The 20597-nt window shown below is 43.5% G+C and carries 17 protein-coding genes; 14 read left to right on the top strand and 3 right to left on the bottom strand.

Translation table 11 applies throughout. The features are described from left to right. Window positions 1-13 precede the first annotated feature (13 nt). The 8 genes from AC6CHU_RS08770 to AC6CHU_RS08735 all read left to right on the top strand — a co-directional run bounded on the left by AC6CHU_RS08770 (window position 14) and on the right by AC6CHU_RS08735 (window position 8216). The gene (locus AC6CHU_RS08770; protein ID WP_498121283.1) at window positions 14-1003 is read left to right on the top strand and encodes an ABC transporter ATP-binding protein; all 990 of its coding nucleotides are present in this window, start codon (window positions 14-16) and stop codon (window positions 1001-1003) included. Continuing rightward, a complete protein-coding gene (locus AC6CHU_RS08765; protein WP_251284193.1) occupies window positions 996-1964 on the top strand; it encodes an ABC transporter ATP-binding protein in 969 nt (322 codons plus the stop codon). Before AC6CHU_RS08770 ends, AC6CHU_RS08765 begins: the two co-directional genes overlap by 8 nt. Before the next feature lie 230 nt (window positions 1965-2194). Beyond that, window positions 2195-3103 (top strand): sugar phosphate isomerase/epimerase family protein, encoded by a 909-nt coding sequence (locus AC6CHU_RS08760; RefSeq protein ID WP_159862994.1) that lies wholly within the window; start codon window positions 2195-2197, stop codon window positions 3101-3103. 5 nt (window positions 3104-3108) lie between these two features. Beyond that, window positions 3109-4170 carry a Gfo/Idh/MocA family oxidoreductase gene (locus AC6CHU_RS08755; protein ID WP_159862995.1) on the top strand — a complete coding sequence of 354 codons (1062 nt, stop codon included), beginning with the start codon at window positions 3109-3111 and terminating at the stop codon, window positions 4168-4170. A gap of 1 nt (window position 4171) precedes the next feature. Next, window positions 4172-5059, top strand: coding sequence for a sugar phosphate isomerase/epimerase family protein (locus AC6CHU_RS08750; RefSeq protein WP_498121281.1), 888 nt, complete (start codon window positions 4172-4174; stop codon window positions 5057-5059). A gap of 231 nt (window positions 5060-5290) precedes the next feature. Continuing rightward, window positions 5291-6445, top strand: coding sequence for an ROK family transcriptional regulator (locus AC6CHU_RS08745; protein ID WP_159862996.1), 1155 nt, complete (start codon window positions 5291-5293; stop codon window positions 6443-6445). A 28-nt stretch (window positions 6446-6473) separates the two neighbouring features. Beyond that, window positions 6474-7490, top strand: a complete 1017-nt coding sequence (locus tag AC6CHU_RS08740; RefSeq protein ID WP_498121279.1) for an asparaginase — start codon at window positions 6474-6476, stop codon at window positions 7488-7490. A gap of 39 nt (window positions 7491-7529) precedes the next feature. After that, the gene (locus AC6CHU_RS08735; protein ID WP_498121277.1) at window positions 7530-8216 is read left to right on the top strand and encodes a copper homeostasis protein CutC; all 687 of its coding nucleotides are present in this window, start codon (window positions 7530-7532) and stop codon (window positions 8214-8216) included. 146 nt (window positions 8217-8362) lie between these two features. On the opposite strand, the gene AC6CHU_RS08730 is transcribed toward AC6CHU_RS08735, so the two are convergent. Next, window positions 8363-9151: an HAD family hydrolase gene (locus tag AC6CHU_RS08730; protein WP_498121275.1), complete on the bottom strand. Its 789-nt coding sequence runs from the start codon at window positions 9149-9151 to the stop codon at window positions 8363-8365. A 161-nt stretch (window positions 9152-9312) separates the two neighbouring features. Between AC6CHU_RS08730 and AC6CHU_RS08725 the strand changes: the two genes are divergently transcribed. From AC6CHU_RS08725 to AC6CHU_RS08715, 3 genes are all read left to right on the top strand, one after another. Next, a complete protein-coding gene (locus AC6CHU_RS08725) occupies window positions 9313-9927 on the top strand; it encodes a GNAT family N-acetyltransferase (RefSeq protein ID WP_159863000.1) in 615 nt (204 codons plus the stop codon). A 387-nt stretch (window positions 9928-10314) separates the two neighbouring features. Further along, complete coding sequence (locus AC6CHU_RS08720; RefSeq protein WP_498121269.1) at window positions 10315-10560, top strand: hypothetical protein; 246 nt, start codon at window positions 10315-10317, stop codon at window positions 10558-10560. Window positions 10561-10993: 433 nt separating this feature from the next. Continuing rightward, entirely contained in the window at window positions 10994-12898 is a 1905-nt protein-coding gene (locus tag AC6CHU_RS08715) for an endonuclease MutS2 (protein ID WP_159863001.1), read from the top strand. 86 nt (window positions 12899-12984) lie between these two features. Here the strand turns inward: AC6CHU_RS08715 and AC6CHU_RS08710 are convergent, their stop codons facing one another. Both AC6CHU_RS08710 and AC6CHU_RS08705 read right to left on the bottom strand, forming a co-directional pair. Further along, window positions 12985-14439, bottom strand: coding sequence for a flavin monoamine oxidase family protein (locus tag AC6CHU_RS08710; RefSeq protein WP_498121267.1), 1455 nt, complete (start codon window positions 14437-14439; stop codon window positions 12985-12987). 109 nt (window positions 14440-14548) lie between these two features. Further along, window positions 14549-15973 carry a Na+/H+ antiporter NhaC family protein gene (locus tag AC6CHU_RS08705; protein WP_498121265.1) on the bottom strand — a complete coding sequence of 475 codons (1425 nt, stop codon included), beginning with the start codon at window positions 15971-15973 and terminating at the stop codon, window positions 14549-14551. Window positions 15974-16236: 263 nt separating this feature from the next. Between AC6CHU_RS08705 and AC6CHU_RS08700 the strand changes: the two genes are divergently transcribed. From AC6CHU_RS08700 to AC6CHU_RS08690, 3 genes are all read left to right on the top strand, one after another. Then, window positions 16237-16560: a heterocycloanthracin/sonorensin family bacteriocin gene (locus AC6CHU_RS08700; protein ID WP_498121264.1), complete on the top strand. Its 324-nt coding sequence runs from the start codon at window positions 16237-16239 to the stop codon at window positions 16558-16560. 159 nt (window positions 16561-16719) lie between these two features. Continuing rightward, window positions 16720-18633, top strand: a complete 1914-nt coding sequence (locus AC6CHU_RS08695) for a putative thiazole-containing bacteriocin maturation protein (RefSeq protein WP_498121262.1) — start codon at window positions 16720-16722, stop codon at window positions 18631-18633. After that, a complete protein-coding gene (locus AC6CHU_RS08690; protein WP_498121260.1) occupies window positions 18630-20573 on the top strand; it encodes a TOMM precursor leader peptide-binding protein in 1944 nt (647 codons plus the stop codon). The genes AC6CHU_RS08695 and AC6CHU_RS08690 overlap by 4 nt, the downstream gene beginning before the upstream one ends. The last annotated feature ends 24 nt before the right edge of the window (window positions 20574-20597 follow it).

Here is a 20597-nt window from a genome sequence, read left to right as displayed (position 1 = left end):
GAGATTGAAGAAAATGGAGAAGCTATTGCAGGTAAGCGAGCTGGAGACGCAATTTACAAAGGATAAAGAAAAACTGAAGATTTTGCGGGGTGTCAGTTTTCATATCAATAAAGGAGAGGTACTTGGACTCGTAGGGGAATCCGGCTGCGGCAAAAGTCTAACCTCCCTGTCGATCATGAAATTATTTAAAGGCACTAGCGGAGAAATATCTGGAGGAAGCATTTACTTTAAAGGTGAAGATCTTACTCAAAAAACAGAGAGGGAAATGAGAAAGATCCGCGGAAAACAAATGGCCATGATCTTCCAGGAGCCGATGACTTCATTAAATCCTGTAATGAAAATAGGGGAACAGCTGCTGGAGCCCATCAGGCTGCACCTTGATATAAACGAAAAACAGGCAAAGGAGCATGTGATATTTATCTTAAAGAAAGTCGGAATCCCCCGGGCTGAAGAAATCGTGTATGAATATCCACATCAGCTGTCCGGGGGGATGCGGCAAAGGATCATGATTGCCATGGCCATGTCCTGCAATCCCCAGCTTTTAATAGCAGATGAGCCGACGACTGCATTGGATGTAACCATTCAGGCTCAGATACTTGAATTGATGAAACAGCTGCAGCGGGAGGAAGGAATGTCCGTTCTATTGATTACCCATGATTTGGGGGTCGTGGCAGAAATGTGTGACCGGGTATCCGTAATGTACGCAGGCCGGATAGTAGAGGAAGCGAATGTATTCGAGTTATTTGAAAGCCCGAAGCATCCTTATACGAAAGGACTGATAGGTTCTGTTCCAAAGATCGGACAGAGGAAGGATAAACTGACATCCATTAAAGGGAATGTGCCCGATCCCGGCAATATGCCGAAAGGCTGCAAGTTTGCTCCAAGATGCAATGAGGCCATGACTGTTTGTTTTGAGGAAGAGCCGAATGCCACGGATTTGGGAAATGGGAGAAAGTGCAGCTGCTGGATGATTGAAGAAGGGAGGAAAAATGTATATGCCTGAGACACTGCTGAAAATAAACGGGCTGAAAAAGTCTTTCACGCTTCCGGGTGGCATGTTTGCCAAAAAGAGATCATTAAAGGCGGTTCATGATGTGTCGTTCGGCATTGAGCAGGGAACTACATACAGTCTCGTTGGAGAAAGCGGTTGTGGCAAGTCTACTACAGGAAGGCTGATTTCAAGGCTGCTGACTCCCAGCCAAGGTGAGATCTGGATTGATGGCGAAGAAATTTCACAAAAGAAAGAATCACAGCTGAAATTGGTAAGGAAAAAGGTGCAAATGATCTTTCAGGACCCCTATGCATCTCTTAATCCAAGAATGAAAGTCAGAGAGATTATTGCAGAACCACTAGTGATCCATACGAAACTATCAAAAGCGGAACGTAATAGGTTAGTCAGTGAAATGCTTGAAGTTGTAGGCTTAACTGAACATCATGCAGATCGGTATGCCCATGAATTCAGCGGCGGCCAGCGCCAGCGGATCGGCATTGCCAGGGCGCTGATTATGAAGCCCAAGCTAATCATTGCTGATGAACCTGTATCTGCTCTTGATGTTTCCATTCAATCTCAAATCCTTAACTTATTAAAGGATTTGCAGACCGAATTTAATCTCACGTATCTATTTATTTCTCATGATTTAAGTGTTGTGGAACACATCAGCGACAGCATCGGGGTCATGTATCTTGGCACCATCGTGGAATCTGGACCAAAGGATGTCATCTTCTCAAATCCGCAGCATCCCTATACAAAAGCACTGCTATCGTCTGTGCCAGTCCCGGATCCAAGGCTGAGAAGGGAGCGGATTGTCCTGCAGGGAGATTTGCCGAGTCCCGTTAACCCTCCTTCCGGGTGCCGCTTTCATACGAGATGTCCTTCCTGTATGGATATTTGCAGAACCGTGGAGCCAGAGGTGAAAAAAGGGCTGGCTGATGATCATTTTGTTGCATGTCATTTAATGGATTAGCCAAACGTACCGATTCAATGGGATTTTTCTTAAGGATTTTACGCTCTGCGGGCATTTATCGGTCACTTTGCCCTGTTTAACAGTCAACTTTTAAATATATCGGTCATTTTTAGGAGATATCGGTCAGAAGTTAATTTTTTCGGTCACATTTTTAAAATATCGGCCACTAGGCGGTATATCAGCATTCCTGAAATTTACTATTAAAATACTGGAAATAGGAGAGGATTTTCATGAAGGTTGGGCTTAGCACGTACAGTTTAGTAAGAGAATTAAGAGATGGCAATATGACGGTTCTGGATGTCATTGACTGGATTGCCGAAAATGGCGGGGAGCATATGGAAATTGTCCCTTATGGGTTTTCAGTTGTAGATAATGCGGAGCTGGCACTTCAAATTAAGAAAAGAGCAGAAGCAGCCGGAATTGAACTTTCTGCCTATTCCCTGCCAGCCAATTTTGTTCAGCCGACACAGGAAGCATTCGAGCAAGAAGTGGAGCGGCTGAAAGAGCATGTGGATATCGTTAATCTAATGGGCATTAAGATTATGCGCCACGATGTAACCGCATTTCAGCTGAAGCCGGAAGAAATGACGATTCACTACTTTGAGAAGCATTTTAATAAGCTGGTAGAAGGAAGCCGTCAAATTGCAGATTACGCAGCACAATACGGCATTACGACAACCATTGAAAACCACGGATTCAATGTCCAATCGAGCGACCGGGTACAGCGGGTCATTCATGAGGTGGACCGTCCTAACTTTAAAACAACTCTCGATGTCGGCAACTTTCTTTGCATCGATGAGGATCCGCTTGTTGGGGTGAAAAAGAATCTAAAATACGCAGCAACAGTCCATTTAAAAGATTTCTATATTCGCCCATATTTTGAGAACCCGGGTGATGGGGTCTGGTTCAGGACTGTAAATGAAAACTATCTGCGCGGAGCCATCGTCGGCCACGGCGACTTAAATATTCGCGAGATTATCAGATTAATAAAGGGCTCAGGTTATGACGGTTATTTAACAGTGGAATTTGAAGGCATGGAAGATTGCAGGACTGGTTCCAAAATTGGCATGGATAATGTAAGAAGATTATGGAATGAAGTGCAGGCAGTGAATGAATCCAAGCCGGTTTTGAAAGGGTGAAGAAAGTGGAGCCATTAAGAGTCTGTATTATAGGAGCCGGATCCATATCTGATATGCACTTCAAATCTTTTGCCAATAATTCTGATGCTGTCCTGTACGGGGTTTTTGATTATTCTTCGGAAAGAGCGGAATCGAAGGCGCTGGAGTATGGAATAGGACGTGTATATAGGAATATAGAAGAGGTGTATAGTGACCCGAATGTTGATGCAGTAAGCATTTGCACCTGGAATAATAGCCATGCCGAAATTTCTGTTGGAGCCCTAAACGCAGGGAAACATGTTCTGGTAGAAAAGCCTCTGGCCATGAATGTGGAAGAAGCGTTAAAAGTGGAAGAAGCTGTAAGGAATAGTGGAAAAACCCTGCAGGTTGGTTTCGTCCGGAGGTTTGCGACAAATACAAAAGTGCTGAAAGCATTTGCTGATAAAGGAACTTTAGGCGATATTTACTATGCAAAAGCATCATGCCTGCGCCGTCTGGGTAATCCCGGTGGCTGGTTTGCAGATAAAGATCGCTCTGGGGGAGGTCCCTTAATTGACCTGGGTGTCCATGTCATCGATGTATGCTGGTACCTGATGGGCCGACCAAAAGTGAAGTCGATTTCCGGGAATGTATACAGCAAGCTGGGGAACAGAGGCAATGTCGAAAATCTACGCTTTTATAAAGCAGCAGATTATGAAAAAGACCGTAATACAGTAGAAGATTTGGCAAATGCCCTGATTACGTTTGAAAACGGTGCATCTTTATTTGTCGATGTATCCTATACACTTCATGCAAAACAAGATGAAATCGGCATCAAATTATATGGCACAAAAGGCGGAGCAGAACTGGAGCCTGAATTGGCCATTGTAAGTGAAGAAAATAACACCATTTTAAATATTCATCCGCAGATGGATCATTTAACATTTGATTTTGCCAATGCCTTTCAGAATCAGATTGATTCCTTTGTTTCAAGTTGCATAAATGAAACCAATCCTTTGGCGCCTGTTGAAGATGGAGTAGAAATGATGAAGATCCTCGCTGGCATTTATGAAGCGGCAGATAAGAGAAGTGAGGTGACGTTTGCTTAAAATGGAGACTGTAAAACTCGCAAATAAAATTGGTGTGATGGTGGATAGCCTCAGGCTGCCCTTATACGAAGGACTTAAGGTCTGCAAAGATATGGGGGCTGATGGGGTACAAATATATGCGATTGAAGGAGCAATGGCTCCTGAAAATATGGATCAGAACTCCCGGAAACAGCTTAAGAGCTACTTGGAATCTATGGGTCTTGAAATTTCTGCCCTTTGCGGTGACCTTGGAGGGCATGGGTTTCAGGATGCTAATCAAAACCAGGTTAAAATCGAAAAATCAAAACGCATTTTGGATCTCGCTGCAGAATTGGGAACAAATATAGTGACGACGCATATTGGCATTATTCCCGAGGAGCAGAACAGCCACATCTATGAAGCCATGCAGACAGTTTGTGAAGAACTTGCTGTTTATGCAAGCAGCATGAATGCCTATTTTGCCATTGAGACAGGTCCAGAACCATCCTCCAGGCTCAAAAGCTTTCTTGATACCCTGAGCACGAATGGGGTATCAGTAAATTTTGATCCGGCGAATATGGTGATGGTAACAGGAGATGACCCGGCAGTCGGCGTTAAGCTTTTAAAAGATTATATTGTCCATACACATGTGAAGGATGGAAAGAGGCTTAAGCCTGCTGATCCCCGTGATGTATACGGGTTCCTTGGATATGGAGGCGGAACAGACCACGAGAAAATTGCTGAAATGGTTGCCTCAGGTGAATATTTTAGAGAGCTTCCGCTCGGAAAAGGAAACGTTGATTTCCAGGCTTACTTCAATGCTTTGAACGAGATTAATTATCAAGGCTACTTAACGATTGAAAGAGAAGTGGACCAAGATCCTTTCCGTGATATTACGGAAGCAGTAGGATTCATTAAAAGCTTTAGGTAAATGGATTCATGCTTTGAACAAAGTGTATAATGAGATGGGGATTTCCAATATAAGCTTCCAAAAGGATAAGTGAGGTTTTCTTTTGGAAGCTTTACGGGACTTGCACAGAATAGTGCTCAAGTTTTAAAGGATGATGTTGGTTTTTCCCATGAAGGCGAGAGTCAACACGATTCTTTAAATGCACCTTCAGAGTTGGAAGTCTAAATCTGCAGGCATAAAGAAGGTAGGATAATGGAGAAACACGATCAGCTTTTAATGAAAAGACAAAATAAAAACCTGGTTCTTGATATTATAAGGACTAAGTCTCCTATATCAAGAATTGAAATTGCGAAAATGACGGGAATGAGCCCGACCTCCATAACAAGAATTGTCACTGAGCTTCAGCTGCAAGGATACCTGAGGGAAACAGAAGCAGTTGCCTCAGGAGTAGGGAGAAAAGCAACCTTACTGGAAGTACGCGGTGATGTGTTATATACAATTGGCATTGAAATTGACAAATCGCTCCTGAAGGTTGGAATTGTCAACTATATTGGAGAAATGGTTTCGTTACATAAGAGTAAAAGAGATGAATCAGAAAGTTATATCGAAACGCTTCATAAAATAGACAAGGTCATTCGAAAGATCATGGAGGAAAACGAAATACCTGCAGCTAAAATATTGGGCCTCGCTGTCGGTTTACCTGGATATATTGATTATAAAAACGGGATTGTAAAGGTATCGGATCAGTTAAAGTGGAAAGATGCAAGCCTGGCTGAAGATCTGCAAAAGCTTACCTCTTTTAATGTCATAGTTGATAATGAATTGAAAATGAAGATTGTGGCAGAGAGCTTTACAGGCAAAGCAAAGAATTCACAGAATTCCATATTAATAGGAATTGGTTCAGGAATTGGTTCTTCTATCATGCTTAATGGTGAAATTTACAGAGGGGAAACCAATAATGCAGGGGAAATAGGGCATACCGTGATTGATCCTACAGGAAATGTCTGCAATTGCGGCAAGATAGGCTGTCTCGCAACCTATATATCGGAAGGAGCAATCCTTGCTGACAGCAGGAAGGTGAAGGATATTTCTTCTATAGAAGATGTGTTCCAATCCTACCGGGACCGTGAGCCCTGGGCAGTAAATATTATGGATAGAGCCTCCACATATATTGCATTGGCCATCAGCAATCTCCTTTGTCTTTATAATCCTGAAGTCATTATTTTGAGCGGCAATACGATTGAAAAATTACCTGAAATGAAGGAAGCTATTGAGCAAAAATGTGAGTTATATATTTGGGAGCCTTTGAAGCAATCAGTGAGGATTGTCTATTCGGAATTAAGTGATAACGGAGTTGTTCTTGGTGCAGCCATAAAGGCCCAAAATCTTATGCTGGAGCTTGAGTAGTTAAGCTCATTTTAAGGAGAGACCTGAATTGAAATACACTGCGTTAGTAGAGGAAGTCAGGGGAGGATTGGTTGAGAATATTCATACAGGAATCATCTGCGGTGTGAATGATCAATTGGAATCCTTTTATCATGTTGGTGATGTAGAGCATTACACATACTTTCGCTCTGCTTCTAAGCCAATCCAGGCGCTGCCTGTGTTTCTGACTGACATCATTGATAAGTATAATATAACAGAGCAGGAAGCGGCATTGTTTACGGCCTCCCACCGGGGAGAAGCCTGCCATATTGCGGCTCTGGAGTCCATGCTGGCAAAACTCCCGGTAGAGGAAGAGGAGCTTTATTGCCCTCCTTCTTATCCATTAAATATACAGCCAAGAGAAGAGATGATCAAAAAAGGGATTCAGAAAAGAAAGCTTTTTCACAACTGCGCAGGCAAACATATGGGATTTATTACAGTATGCCGTGAATGGGGATTGCCTGTGGAGGGATACTGGAAAGAAGATCATCCGCTGCAAAAGCATATCCTGGAGATAGTTTCCCATTTAGCAGGCATCCCGGTCTCGGCTATTCATATTGGTATTGATGGCTGCGGTGCTCCCGTTTTTGCCATTCCTTTAAAAAAGATGTCCGAGGTATACCTAAAGCTTGCCTGTCCCGATCTGATTCAAGATCCTAAGCTCCAGCAGGCAGTTATTAAGATGACGGCCATTATGAATAATCAGTTTAATATGGTTGCTTCACAGCATTTTATCTGTTCGATTTTATTGGAAGACAAGAATATTGTTGCTAAGGGTGGAGCACAGGGTGTGTATTGCTTTGGACTTAAAAAAGAACGTACTGGATTTGCCCTTAAAGTGTTAAGTGGATCTGAGGACGTTTGGCCAAACATTGTAGCATCTATTCTTGAACAACTACAATACAACAATCATGAAACCATAAAAAGACTGAGAAACCTAAGGCCATCGGTTATACGAAATGACGCAGGTATGGAAGTGGGGACTATACAAGAAATCTTCCAGTCTGAGAAAATGCCTTTAAAATAGCAGCTAATGAGAACTCACGATTAAAGGAGATACATACACATGTTAATAGAAGTTATAGCTGACACGCTGAGTGATGCGCTGATTGCCGAGGAAGCCGGCGCAGGCAGAATTGAACTGGTAACCGGGCTCTCAGAGGGCGGTCTGACACCAGGCTATGGCGTTATTGAAAGAGTGTGCAAGGAATTAAAGATTCCGGTAAATGTAATGATCCGTCCGCACAGCCGCGGGTTTTGCTATTCGGAGGAAGACCTTGACATTATGATTCAGGATATTAAAGTATGCAATAAACTAGGAGCGGCAGGTATAGTGCTTGGCGTTCTTACACCTGACCATCAAGTACATAACGATCATTTAAAGCGGCTGATCGATGCAGCAGACGAAATGGATATTACCTACCATCGCGCCTTTGATGAGGCCGATGATCAATTTGCGGCTTTGGAAAGTCTAAAGCAGTATCCGCAAATTTCGAGAATTCTTACATCCGGAGGCCGGAAAAGTGCTGCAGATGCCGCAGAAAGACTGAAGCGCCTTCATGAGCTCACGGCTGATAGTCATTTGAAAATTATGGCTGGTGCCGGTCTATCAGCTGGAAATATTAGAGCATTTTTGGATGAGGTGCCTGTTACTGAAGTTCATTTTGGTACAGGAGTCCGTGTGAAATCCAGCTATGAGCATGCGATTGATCCTGAGAGGGTGCTAACCATAAAGAAAATAATCGGTGCTTAATGTGAAAAGGACTCTGACGGAATGGGAGAGATGAGTAATGTGGTATTGTATGTGCGAGTTATTACATTAACCTAAGAATAATACTATTAAAAAAGACAGGTAAATCACCTGTCTTTTTATATTACGAAAAGTCCTATAAAAATATTTTAAACGGCATAAGATTTAAGAAGATAGCGTTCAATAAACTCAGCTAATCCATCATTTTCGTGGTGTCCTGTAACAAAATCAGCTGCTGCTTTAACCTTTTCGCCTGCGTTCCCCATTGCCACACCAGTACCGGCTTGACGAAGCATTTCTATATCATTGGGACCGTCTCCAATAGCTGCGACTTCATTTGGGCTGATCCGAAGTTCGTTAAGTAAGCTTTTGATAGCAGCCCATTTGGAAACATCAGGAGCAACCAGCTCAAACCCGTCATTCCAATCAATGACAGCTGCTTCTGTTTTAAACAAAGCGGATAGTTCTTGGCTCGGGGTGCCTGTACGAACACTATATTTAAGAACATCCTGATAAGCTGCATGTCTTAAATCTCCGATATACTGCGGTGGAATTTGCCCAATTCGAGTCCAATAATCGATTTCTTCATTAAGTTCCTTACAATATAGCCCAGTTGATGTATGGATCATAACATTACATGGAATTTTTGCAGTAAGATGGTGAAAGCGTTCCTCGTTTAGTTGTACGGTTTTTATTTGCGTAGGCCTTCCTGTCTCTGCATCGTGAATAACAGCACCATTCAAACAGATCATGGGAGTTTTTAAACCAATTTCTTTATGATAGGGAGCGGTTACTTCATAGTGCCGGCCAGTGGCAAGAAACACCATAACTCCCTGGTCTATGAGCCGGTAAATGGCTTCTATGTTACGGCGGGAAATGCAGTTTGAGGCTTTCAGGAGTGTACCATCCATATCAATAAATACTGCACGCATATTCATTTATTTTGCCTCCTCATCTGTTGATAAACCAATCATATACTTTGAATATTAAAGTCATGTAAATTCATTGTATAGATTTGTTTTTTTCACCGATGAGCGGGAGAATTGCAAATCCTATTTAAATCGGAGCTGAAACATCCACAAAGAAAGAGGGATAGACTATGAATATTAATCGTGCCAGTGAATTAAAAGGAACTATAAGAAATGAGATGAGTGTCATTTTCGTAGACGGCTTTTATCAATGGCTGAATTATTTTTCAAAGGATAAAGCTAAACTTTACAGGACATTTGCGCATATGTTTAATACGGAAGTCTTCTATACGGCTTCAGTTGACAATCATATTGCGGCTCTAGCCGCATGTACAAACAATACCCCAGCAGTGAAATTAAAATATAGTGAGTTTAGAAAACATCTTGGCTTTATCATGGGCAGTTTAGCTTATATCATTCTTAAAAAAGAATTTGAGAAAAAGCAATATCCCTTTCAAGTATCTGAAAATATGGGTGCAATAGAGTTTGTGGCTACATCGGTTAATTATAGAGGACGGGGTATGGCGACTGAACTGCTAAAATCGATAATGGATTCTGCTTCATATGACGAATATGTTCTAGAGGTAGCAGATACCAATACAAATGCCATCAAGCTTTATGAAAAACTGGGCTTTGCAGAGTTTATGCGTATACCTCAAAAGCATAGTGAAAGAAGTGGTGTTAATTATCTTGTTTATATGAAGCATGAAAAGAAAGAGGCTGAATCACTGGGACCAATCCGCTGATGTGATTGCTAAATGGACTAGCTGAAAATCTTGTAAATCTGATTTGAACCATTTATCTAAAGTAGATTATACTCACGAAAAAGATGCCTAATAGAGGTAATAGTATAGATCTGTATTCAGAGAAGTGAAACTGTTTAGGATTCAGTTTGCCAGATGAAAATCAGAATGGAATCGAGTAATTAAAACCCAACAAATCCGCTATTCGAGTTAATTTCCTATCATAAAATAAAAGATTCTTACAAAATGTAAAACCTATGTTTTATTTTCATAAACTTTCTTAAAAGAAGGTTAATGTATGTAAAATAATGGATTGAAGCCTTCTATTTCCGTTCAGATTCTTCTATGATTACAACTGTAACAAATATAGCAGCCAAGGAGGAATTGGAAATGAAAAAATGGTTATTAGCTATGATGGCATCTTTGATGATTACAGGTGTGGCTACAGGCTGCAGCAATGAAGATGATACTGACGAGACGAACACAGAAGAAACTGAAGATACGGGAACAGAAGAAGGCACTGAAGAAGGAACAGAAGAAGGCACTGAAGAAGGCACTGAAGAAGGAACAGAAGAAAGCACTGAAGAAGAAACTGAAGAAGGAACAGAAGAAAGCACTGAAGAAGAAACTGAGTAAAGATTCAAATTCAAAGAAAGTGCCCCTTTTGAAGAAGGGGCACTTTCTTTTTGAATTAATGCGCAAATATCTCCAAATGCAGTTTGACGAGACAGGCATTTCCATGCTACATTAATTTCATAATACAAAAAGGTGTGGTGAAGTATGTCGGTAGCAGGTGTCAACTAATTGTTATTAGTTGAATAAGGTGTTTTTTCTGGCGGATGCCAGCTTATTAAGAATGCCTTTCTTCAAACACAATTGTTTGAATACCTGCTATAAGACTGCTTCCATTTCTATTTATTCGTGTTGATGTAGACACTAAACCTGGTATAAGGTTTAGTCTGTTTATGCCTGTTCGAAAATAGGACGCCCGCGGAAGCTTTCTGCCCAATTAGATTGGCGGTGGGGGAAGGCTTTTGCGGGCTATTTTATTTGGAATGAGGCAGAGGATATGAATAATATGACCTTTGAAAAATTGCAATATCATGAATTGAAGAATAGAGTAAAACAGCATTGTGTCAGCAGTCTGGGAAAAGAATTAATCGACCGGCTGCAGCCGAGCTCAAATATGAAAACTGTCCGCAATCGTTTAAATGAAACAAGCGAGGCCCGAAGGCTGCTTGACGCCGAAAAGCATCTGCCATTAACCGGCATTTCCAATATCACAAGCATTATTGAGAAATTGGAAAAAGGCATCATATTAGCTCCATCAGAGTTAAATGCTGTATCCGATTTTTTAAGAGGCTGCCGGAAAATCAAAAAGTTTATGGCGGATAAGGAATTTTTTGCTCCTGTGCTTTACACATATGCACTATCTATGACAGAATTTCGGCAGATCGAAGAGGAGATCTTATATGCAATCAAAGGAAACATGGTTGATTCGGGTGCCAGCAAAGAGCTGAAGCGGATTAGAAATCACATAGCGAAAACAGAAGAAAAAATCGAAGAGCGTTTGAATAAGTTTCTGAGGAGTGGAGCAAATAAGGAGTATATTCAGGAATTCTATATCAGCAAAAAGGATGACCGTTTTACCATTCCCATAAAGGCTTCCTATAAAAACCAGGTAGCCGGAACCGTAGTCGAAACATCCTCCAAGGGGGCGACTGTTTTTATGGAGCCTGATTCCGTTTCAAAGCTAAATGTGGAATTGGCGATGCTGAAATCGGAGGAGTCGGTAGAGGAATATCAAATATTAGCCACCCTTTCCGGTGCCATTCTTGAATCCATTCACGAGATCCGCATTAATATTGAATGCATCAGCCAGTACGACATGATTTTTGCGAAAGCCAAGTACAGCAAAAGTACCGACGCCATTGAACCGGAGATTAATAATCATGGGTATATCAAATTAGCCGGAAGCAGGCATCCTTTGTTGGAAGGGAACGTTGTCCCGCTTGATTTTGAAATCGGCAAGAGCTATAGAAGTCTGGTCATAACAGGCCCAAATGCCGGCGGAAAAACCATTGTTTTAAAGACAATCGGCATCCTTACACTGGCTGTCATGTCCGGGTTTCATATTATGGCGAAAACGGGGAGTGAAATCGCCGTCTTTGATCAAGTTTTTGTTGATATTGGCGATAATCAGAGCATTGAAAATGCTTTGAGTACGTTCTCCTCCCATATGAAGAACATTTCCGAGATTATGAGTGCGTCAACTAATAATTCACTGCTTCTATTTGATGAGATTGGAAGCGGGACTGAGCCGAATGAAGGGGCTTCATTGGCAATTGCGATACTTGAGGAGTTTTATCATATGGGATGCATTACGATAGCCACTACCCACTACGGAGAGATTAAACGTTATTCTGAAATGCATGATGATTTTATGAACGCCGCCATGTTATTTGACAGTGCGGAATTAAAGCCTATGTATAAGCTGTTAATAGGTGAATCTGGAGAGAGCAATGCACTTTGGATTTCCAGAAAGGTGAATATCCGCGAACATGTCCTGAAGCGTGCGCAAAGGTATATTGAAAACAAGGAATATAATCTGGAAGCAGTAAGAGAGAATAAAATAAAGAAACCAGTGATTGAAGTGAATCCGAACACAGTCGAATACCACTATGAAATTGGTGACAGAGTTAAATGGATCAGCCAGAATGATTACGCTATTGTATTTGAGCCAATCGATAAATTTAATAATATCAAGCTGTTCTATAAAGATGAAATAGTGGAAGTGAACAGTAAGCGGATTGAATTGGACATTAAAGCAAGCGAGCTGTATCCGGAAGGGTATGATATGAATACCTTATTTACCAGCTACCATGAGCGGAAGCTGCAGCATGATCTGGAGAGAGGATCGAAAAAGGCGCTGCGAAAGGTTCAAAAGGAGATAAGGAATAGGAAGGAGAAATAGTGGCAAAAGGTATGAAGGCGATCTTCCATTTTTGGACAGATCGCTTTTTTACTTACTTAATTTTCATCATATTATGGAATTGAAACTTACTTTGACAAATCATTAGCCTCATATGCAACTCGTATTCCGGATTCGATCGCCCCTTGAATCCATGTCCGTGTTTTGCTCGTATGCTCTCCTGCAAAATGAACGCGCCCCTCCGGTGAAATCGTACCGGGGAACAATTCGGTTTCCTGTCCAGGTTCAAAGAAAGAAAATCCGCCAGAGGCATAAGGGTCCAGTGCCCAGCTGTATGAAGCTCCTGCGACAAATTCCGAATAAACAATATCACCGTAAATGTCCGTCAGGTTTCTAAGCGCATAGTGAATACGCAATTCCTCCGGCTGACTATCCCATATATGAGCCTCATCCGCCCAGGTATAGCTGGCAATAAGGATGGCAGGGCCGCTTGTGCCAATTCCATGACTTGGAAGATAGGTGAATCGTATCGGCTGGTCTGTGATTGTTTTGCCGCCCATCTGGCCTGCTCTCTCCCAAAAACGGGACTTAAACTCAATCGCAATTTTGGTTGCTGCCATATAATTTAGTTCGCGGATGGCCCTCCGCTTGAAATAGGAAAATGAATGAAAAGGCTCGACCTTCACAAATCGCATAACTGAATAGGGGATGGTAACAATTGCTAGATCTCCTGTGATACTGGACTGTTCATTGGTCTGCTGATGAGTTAATTGGATGGTAACGCTATTTGTGCCCTGAATGATTCCGGTCATTTTTTGATGGAGATGAATATCATTTTTCAATTGAGGAAGGAAAGCCTTCGGTAAGCGGTCCATGCCACCTGATATTTCATAGTAAGTTCCTCCCGATGTCAAAATAATTAACTCACGTAAAACTTCAGTAAAAGACATTCCCATAAAGGCTTCCAAATCCAGCAGTACGCCGATCATATCAATTGCTCCAACTGAAAAGTAAGAGTTTAGCACAAAGCCAAAAGAATATTTTCTATAATGCCTTTCCAGAACGGCCCAATTTCTTACAGGGTCTTTGTTGATAAAGTCTATAAAAGGCTGTAACGCACCCAGCAGAAGTTCTTCAGCCGATTTTCCTCTCTCGTTGGGCTGGACAGGGAAGTTTAAAATGCCGGGATTCTGCTCATACATCTCGAGCCGGGCTTTGATGCCATTTGCGTAAAGTAGATCCATAGGATTACGGTTTATAAAGACATTTAGAGGGAGATTGAATTTTTTTATATAGGACAAGGTCAGCGCATGGATATGAGGGATCCTCATTGGGCCAGCGTTAAAAAATAATCCTTTGCTGAAGGGGGAGCGCATGGTATAGACACGGCCGCCAATTCTGTCATTTGCTTCCAAAATGGTTATATTATGCCCAGATTCCTTTAATAAAGAACCTGCCACCAGACCAGCCATACCGGCACCAACAATGACGATATGCTTTGGCCACTGAGTTTTCCGAAGGCCGTGAAGAATCACATTCAGCATTTGATCATCCGTTAATTCCGGTTTTTCGTTCCAGTTCATCATTCCGCCCCTTTGCAATAGGATTCATTGCAGTATATTCATCCGCATGAATCACTATGTGCAAAAGGGGATGCTGTAGCAGCCTGCGCGGGAAAAGATGACTAATGTCTTATGAAATGAATATCCCGCTTGCAATGAAAAGTCCTGCAGCAATCACACCGCCAATCGCTGAAACCTTCAATTTATACCGCGCATAATCCACTAGATCCATATCCAGAATCGAAGCAGTAGTTATGGTCGTATCACCAAGAGGTGAGGTTAAAGCCCCAAATGCCCCGCTTGCAAAAACGGCTCCAACTGTAAGCGGAATGGAGGCATCAGTCGAAACCGCCAGGGTAATTCCAAGCGGCATGAATAATCCCCAGGTCCCCCATGAGCTTCCAATAAAGTAGCCTACTGCAGAACCGAGGACAAAGATGGCCGCAGGGGTCAGAAAAGCTGGCAAAAAGCTGCCAAGTGAGCCCCCGATGAATTCGGAAAATCCAAGATCCTCTGCAGCCAGTGTGAGCGCCCAAATCAGAATGAGAAGGCTGATAGCCTCCATCATCTGATTGCCTCCGTCATAAAAATGATAAAGAATTTCGTTCATCTTCTCCCGCCTGATAATGTAAAAAATAAAGGTTAAAACGAGAGTGATAAAAACAGCCAGCAGCATGACAAATGTGGCATCTGCCATCGAAAAGGCCTCGAAGATTGTATTGGCGCCCTGCGACATTCCATCCTGCCATAATAGGAACAAAGAAAAGGCAAGCAATAAAACTACAGGAACAATCAAATGCCAAGGCTGGGCTTTTACAAGAGATAATTCTTTCTTGATTCCCAACCGGTGAAATTCATGCTCTTCTTCTTCTAAATCGGTGTGGGATTCCCTGTTCTGGTCTCCTGTCTTTTTTCGCCGCCAAAATGTCTGCACAATCCCGATTAGCAGCATTATGATCGCGTAAAAATTAAACAGAATGCTTAATAAAAATATCTCATATGCCGACATTTCGAGGTCCAATCCGCTGATGCCGCCTTCAACCAATGACACCATGAAGCCTACAAATGCAGTCGCAACCGGAAGCAGCACAATCACTGATTCGGTTGAGATATCAAGAGTCATGCCGACTTTTTGCTTAGAAAGGTTCATTTTTTTTATCAGGGATTTGATAATTGGTCCGATCATCATAATTCGAAACATTGGCATCATGAAGGTGAATGGGAGAGTGATCCAGATGAACACAAGTAAACCGCGTTCAGAGCGGATCCGTCTGCCGGCCCATTCGGAAAACCCCTTAATGCCGCCCGCAATATTCATCATTCCCACTAGCCCGCCGAACAGATATAAAAATCCGACTATCTTGATATTCGTTTTGTCGGAAAGTGTGGTCACAATATATGCGACCGACTGTTCCGTCCCCGCCAGCAGGTCCGCCGACACTATAATGGAGCCAACAAGGATGCCCGCCACCAATCCTGGAAGGATGTTCTTCAGCCAGATGGACATTCCGATTACGATTAAAAATGGTATGAGCGAAAGCCAGGTATTGTTCAAGTTTGTGCCCTCCAATAAAATGCCGTTACTCATTTAGTATTGCCAGGCAGAAGAGGTAAATTCCTGAAAATTGGCCCGTAAACAATGGGTTGTTCACTTTTTGGGTGAAGGGTGCTGTAGGCTATAAGCAGATAACAGCCTTTGTTGCTTTAAAACATCAACCAATTGAATATGGGTATTTGATTCAGTAACAATCCCCCATCCCGACACATATTTTGAGAAGAGAGTATCCGAAAAACTGACAGTTTCGTTATGGAATTTGGATGTTTTTCTTAATGTCCCTTAATGCTGCTGGCTCAATAAATAAATTCGGAGGTATGAACATGAATGATTTCCAAAACGAACTACAAATGCTGAATGTTGGTGATTTCCATGCGAACGAGGCGGTTCCTTGGGATCAAAACCAGGTCTATAGTGATCAGTCCCGATTATGCGTGGGGATTGGTTTCGGCTTTAGCTGCTTTTTCTTTAACTGTTTCAATTGTTTCCGATGCTTTAACTGTTTCAATTGTTTCCGATGCTCTAACTGTTTTAGATGCGGAGGCCGCTGTGGCGGGCGATGCGGTGGACGTTGCGGAGGCCGTTGAGTCGGATATTAGCCTTATCGATATGGGAAAATGGAAGCCCCTCAGTATGGAGGGGCTTTTCATCTGAGGGTCAGACATATGAGACAAATCCCAATACATAGAATGAGAGAGAAAGTATGTTTCATAAATAGGCATAGTTTACGGATAAGGAGGAACGAAATGGAAAATTTGACCCCTTCTGTGCGGTTGAAGGTGAAAAGGGACACGTTATTTATCCCTGATCCGGCTAAAGGTGTGTATTTTCGGAATAATGAAAGCTCCTTCCGCATGGAAGGAAGTATGATCGATCAATGGGTCCAAAAGCTGATGCCGATGTTTAATGGTGAGTATTCGCTGGGGGAATTGACTGCTGGCTTGCCGGGCCCGCATAGGGATCGGGTGTTTGAAATTGCGGAAGTGCTGTACCGTAACGGCTTTGTGCGGGATGTAAGTCAGGACCATCCTCATCAATTGGAAGAGCATGTTCTTAAAAAATATTCCTCCCAGATCGAATTTTTGGAAAGCTTCGGTGATTCGGGTGCATTTCGTTTCCAGACATACCGGGAGGCAAAAGTGCTGGCAGCAGGTTCAGGCCCTTTTTTTGTTTCGCTGGTTTCTTCGCTGATTGAGTCTGGATTGCCTAAGGTTCATATGGTCAATACGGACCCTGTTTCGACTAACTCAAAGCGGCTGAAGGAGATTATTGCACATGCCCGGCAAACAGACCCCGAAGTTTCAGTGGAGGAGGTAATACGTGAGAGTGAGGAAGATTGTTCCTGGGAGGAACTGATCCAGCCGTATGATTCGATTCTATATATATCGGAAGAAGGGAATGTAGAGGAACTGAAGACAATACATGCTGCCTGCCGGAAAGAGAAGAAGATATTTCTTCCTGCAATGATTTACAAACAGGCTGGTATGGCAGGTCCTCTCGTACATCCTGAATCAGAAATCTGCTGGGAGAATGCCTGGCACCGTGTACATCGGACCGCATTTTACAAAGACAAGCAATTGCACACCACTTCCTCCATAGCTGGAGCCATGCTGGCAAATTTGATTGTGTTTGAACTCTTTAAAGAGATTACTGGATTGACCAGTGCGGAACAGAGAAATCATTTTTTCCTTCTTAATCTGGCAACGCTTGAAGGGAATTGGCATTCCTTTCTTCCTCTGACTGGAGAAAAAGCTTTGGAATGGATTCAAGATGTCGATCAGAGGATCGGACAGAGTTCAGGAACAAGTAAGCCAGACAGTTTGTTTCTTTTTTTCAGTCAGCTGACTTCAGAAGAATCTGGAATATTTCATAAATGGGAGGAAGGGGATTTATGGCAGCTGCCTCTGTCACAATGTGAAGTGCAGGCAGCGGACCCGCTCTCAAAGGGACCGGCCGAGCTCCTGCCGGCTGTAATCTGTACTGATTTGCGGCATGACGAGGCACGCCGGGAAGCTGGCTTGACCGGGATTGAAGCGTATGTGTCGAAGCTGGCTGGCCGGCTTGATCTGCATCCGGATTTGGATTTATATGGAGTTGGCGCCGGTGAAACATTCGCAGAGGGCCTTTTGCGCGGACTGGATCGGTGTCTGGAAGAGAAGCTGGCGAATCAAGCAGTTCAGAGAACAGCTGCACCTTTACATTTAAGTGAAGTAGAAGATGAACGGTGCAGGTTTTATTTAGACGCATTGACAACCATGAAAGGAGCACCAATAATTTGCGAGGGTGAAGGAGTCTCCGGCTTCCCTGTGGTCTGGGTCGGCACGGACGATCGCTGGTTTGGCAGCGTCGGCTTTAATAGAACATTAGCTCTGAGAAAAGCGCTGCAGCATGTGATTGCACAGGTGCAAAACCAAAATGGAAGACATAAAGCAACCGCAGTGGAGGCGTCAGCTCTCCTGCTTGAAGAGAAGGAACCGCAAAGTCTGGTCATTCCTTATTGTAATGAGAAGGAACATTCCCGGCTATTGCAATCTGCCCGACAGGTTCTGGAAAAGAACAGCCAACGGCTTTTAGTGTGTGATTTTTCCTTCGAGCCCTTTATGAAAAAGAGTCTGGCAGGGGTATTTGGGGTGTTTGTACGAGAGGAGGAATCACAGTGAGTGCTATCGTGGTAGTTGTCGGAGAGGGCCTGCTGGCGGACAGCGTATGCAAAGAACTGCCTGCCGGATATAAGGTAGTCCGTCATACGAATTTTGAGCCTGAACTGCCGGATGGCACAAATTTGATTCTGGCTCTGCAAGATACCTGGATGCCTGCAGTTCATAAAAAGGCGGAAGAAGTGTCCCGATCTACCGGTATTCCCTGGCTGCGGGGCTTTGTAGCGTTTGGTGAGGGTGTGATCGGCCCATTCGTCCACCCGTCTTCACCGGGATGCTCACAATGTGCTGACAGCCGAAAGCTCATGGCAGGGCGTGAGCGGGAAGAGATGTGGAAATTGCAGCAGAGATTCGAAGATAACAGCGAATTAGAAAGTGACGCCTGGGCATCGCGCACGGGGCTTTTACAGCTGTCTCACCTGCTTGTGTCTGAGGTGCAAAGGGCACTTGAAGGGAGCCTGGCGGATCTGGAAGGCCGAATGTATCTGGTCAGCCTCAGAACATTGAAAACCTCCCGCCACCTTATTCTGCCAAATTCATTGTGTCCGTTCTGCAGTTCCCTCCCTGAAGATTCACAGGAAGCTGCAAGAATTACTATGAAGCCAAGTCCGAAAATAAGCGCAGACAGTTACCGCTGCCGCTCATTGGAGGATTTAGATCAAACACTCGTCAGAAATTATCTGGATCCGCGGACTGGTTTATTAAATGGCAAAATGTATGATTTCACGCCGCCTTTTGCGGATGTAATCGTTAACCTGCCGTTGCTCGGAGGGGACGAAGGCGTAGCAGGCCGCACTCATTCCTATAGGGTGAGCGCGCTCACGGCGATATTGGAGGGGCTTGAACGTTCCTGCGGCATATCGCCCCGCGGAAAAAGGACTGCAGTCTATGACAGTTACCGCAATCTGGAAGACCTGGCTCTTAATCCTCTAAAAGCAGGTGTGCATGCAGATGAACAGTATGAGCGGCCGCACTTTCCATTTAAAAAATTTAATCCTGATATCCCGATGAATTGGGTATGGGGTTATTCGTTTTTGCAGGAGCGCCCGATTTTGGTTCCAGAGCTGCTTGCCTATTACAGCCTGGGCTGCGGGAATGGATTTGTCTATGAAACATCTAACGGATGCGCACTGGGCGGCAGCCTGGAGGAAGCGATTTTCTACGGTATTTTAGAAGTGGTGGAGCGTGATTCATTCCTGATGGCCTGGTACGGTCAGCTCGCCCTTACGCGTCTTGATCCTTCTTCCTCCAATGATTCGGAACTGCAGCTGATGATTGACCGGATAAGGACTGTGGCAGGATATGATCTGCTTCTGTATAACGCGACAATGGAGCATGGCATACCAAGTGTTTGGGCGATGGCAAAAAACAGGAAGAAAAAGGGTTTGAATATCATTTGTGCAGCCGGAGCCAATCCTGATCCGGTCCGGGCTGTAAAAAGTGCAGTTCATGAGTTAGCTGGAATGATGGGGACAATGGACGATGATTTTGAAGCGAACAAAACAAAATTAAGGCAAATGCTGCTGGATTCTTCCCTCGTTGGCAAAATGGATGACCATGGGATGCTATACGGATTGCCGGAAGCAGAGGAGAGGCTATCTTTTTTGCTGAATGAAAACCGTCCGCTCCGAACGTTTTCCGAGGAATTCAAGAGGGGAAGAAAACATGCAGACCTGGCAGAGGATCTAAAGGACCTTCTTCGGGCCTTGCACAGGCAAAACCTTGATGTCATAGTGGTGGATCAGACGACATCGGAAATAAAGAGGAGCGGATTGCATTGTGTCAAAGTGCTGATTCCGGGGATGCTGCCCATGACATTTGGACACCACCTGACACGTGTAAAAGGACTCGAGAGGGTGCTGGAGGTTCCAATGAAACTCGGTTATGCAAAAGAACCCCTTACAGTTGAACAGCTGAATCAGCATCCCCACCCATTTCCATAAGCCCTCACTGGGAGGTGAAAAAGG

This window comes from Cytobacillus sp. GQ23, from assembly GCF_059758675.1.
The sequence above is the reverse complement of the archived record's forward strand: the minus strand, read 5'-3'. Positions and strand labels throughout refer to the sequence as shown.

Coding starts and splice junctions, on each gene's coding strand:
- AC6CHU_RS08710 (WP_498121267.1), bottom strand. CDS start 14,439: ATGAACTGGAACGAAAAACCGGAATTAACGGATGATCAAATGCTGAAT.
- AC6CHU_RS08760 (WP_159862994.1), top strand. CDS start 2,195: ATGAAGGTTGGGCTTAGCACGTACAGTTTAGTAAGAGAATTAAGAGAT.
- AC6CHU_RS08695 (WP_498121262.1), top strand. CDS start 16,720: ATGGAAAATTTGACCCCTTCTGTGCGGTTGAAGGTGAAAAGGGACACG.
- AC6CHU_RS08750 (WP_498121281.1), top strand. CDS start 4,172: ATGGAGACTGTAAAACTCGCAAATAAAATTGGTGTGATGGTGGATAGC.
- AC6CHU_RS08720 (WP_498121269.1), top strand. CDS start 10,315: ATGAAAAAATGGTTATTAGCTATGATGGCATCTTTGATGATTACAGGT.
- AC6CHU_RS08745 (WP_159862996.1), top strand. CDS start 5,291: ATGGAGAAACACGATCAGCTTTTAATGAAAAGACAAAATAAAAACCTG.
- AC6CHU_RS08715 (WP_159863001.1), top strand. CDS start 10,994: ATGAATAATATGACCTTTGAAAAATTGCAATATCATGAATTGAAGAAT.
- AC6CHU_RS08765 (WP_251284193.1), top strand. CDS start 996: ATGCCTGAGACACTGCTGAAAATAAACGGGCTGAAAAAGTCTTTCACG.
- AC6CHU_RS08770 (WP_498121283.1), top strand. CDS start 14: ATGGAGAAGCTATTGCAGGTAAGCGAGCTGGAGACGCAATTTACAAAG.
- AC6CHU_RS08735 (WP_498121277.1), top strand. CDS start 7,530: ATGTTAATAGAAGTTATAGCTGACACGCTGAGTGATGCGCTGATTGCC.
- AC6CHU_RS08730 (WP_498121275.1), bottom strand. CDS start 9,151: ATGAATATGCGTGCAGTATTTATTGATATGGATGGTACACTCCTGAAA.
- AC6CHU_RS08725 (WP_159863000.1), top strand. CDS start 9,313: ATGAATATTAATCGTGCCAGTGAATTAAAAGGAACTATAAGAAATGAG.
- AC6CHU_RS08700 (WP_498121264.1), top strand. CDS start 16,237: ATGTTTTTCTTAATGTCCCTTAATGCTGCTGGCTCAATAAATAAATTC.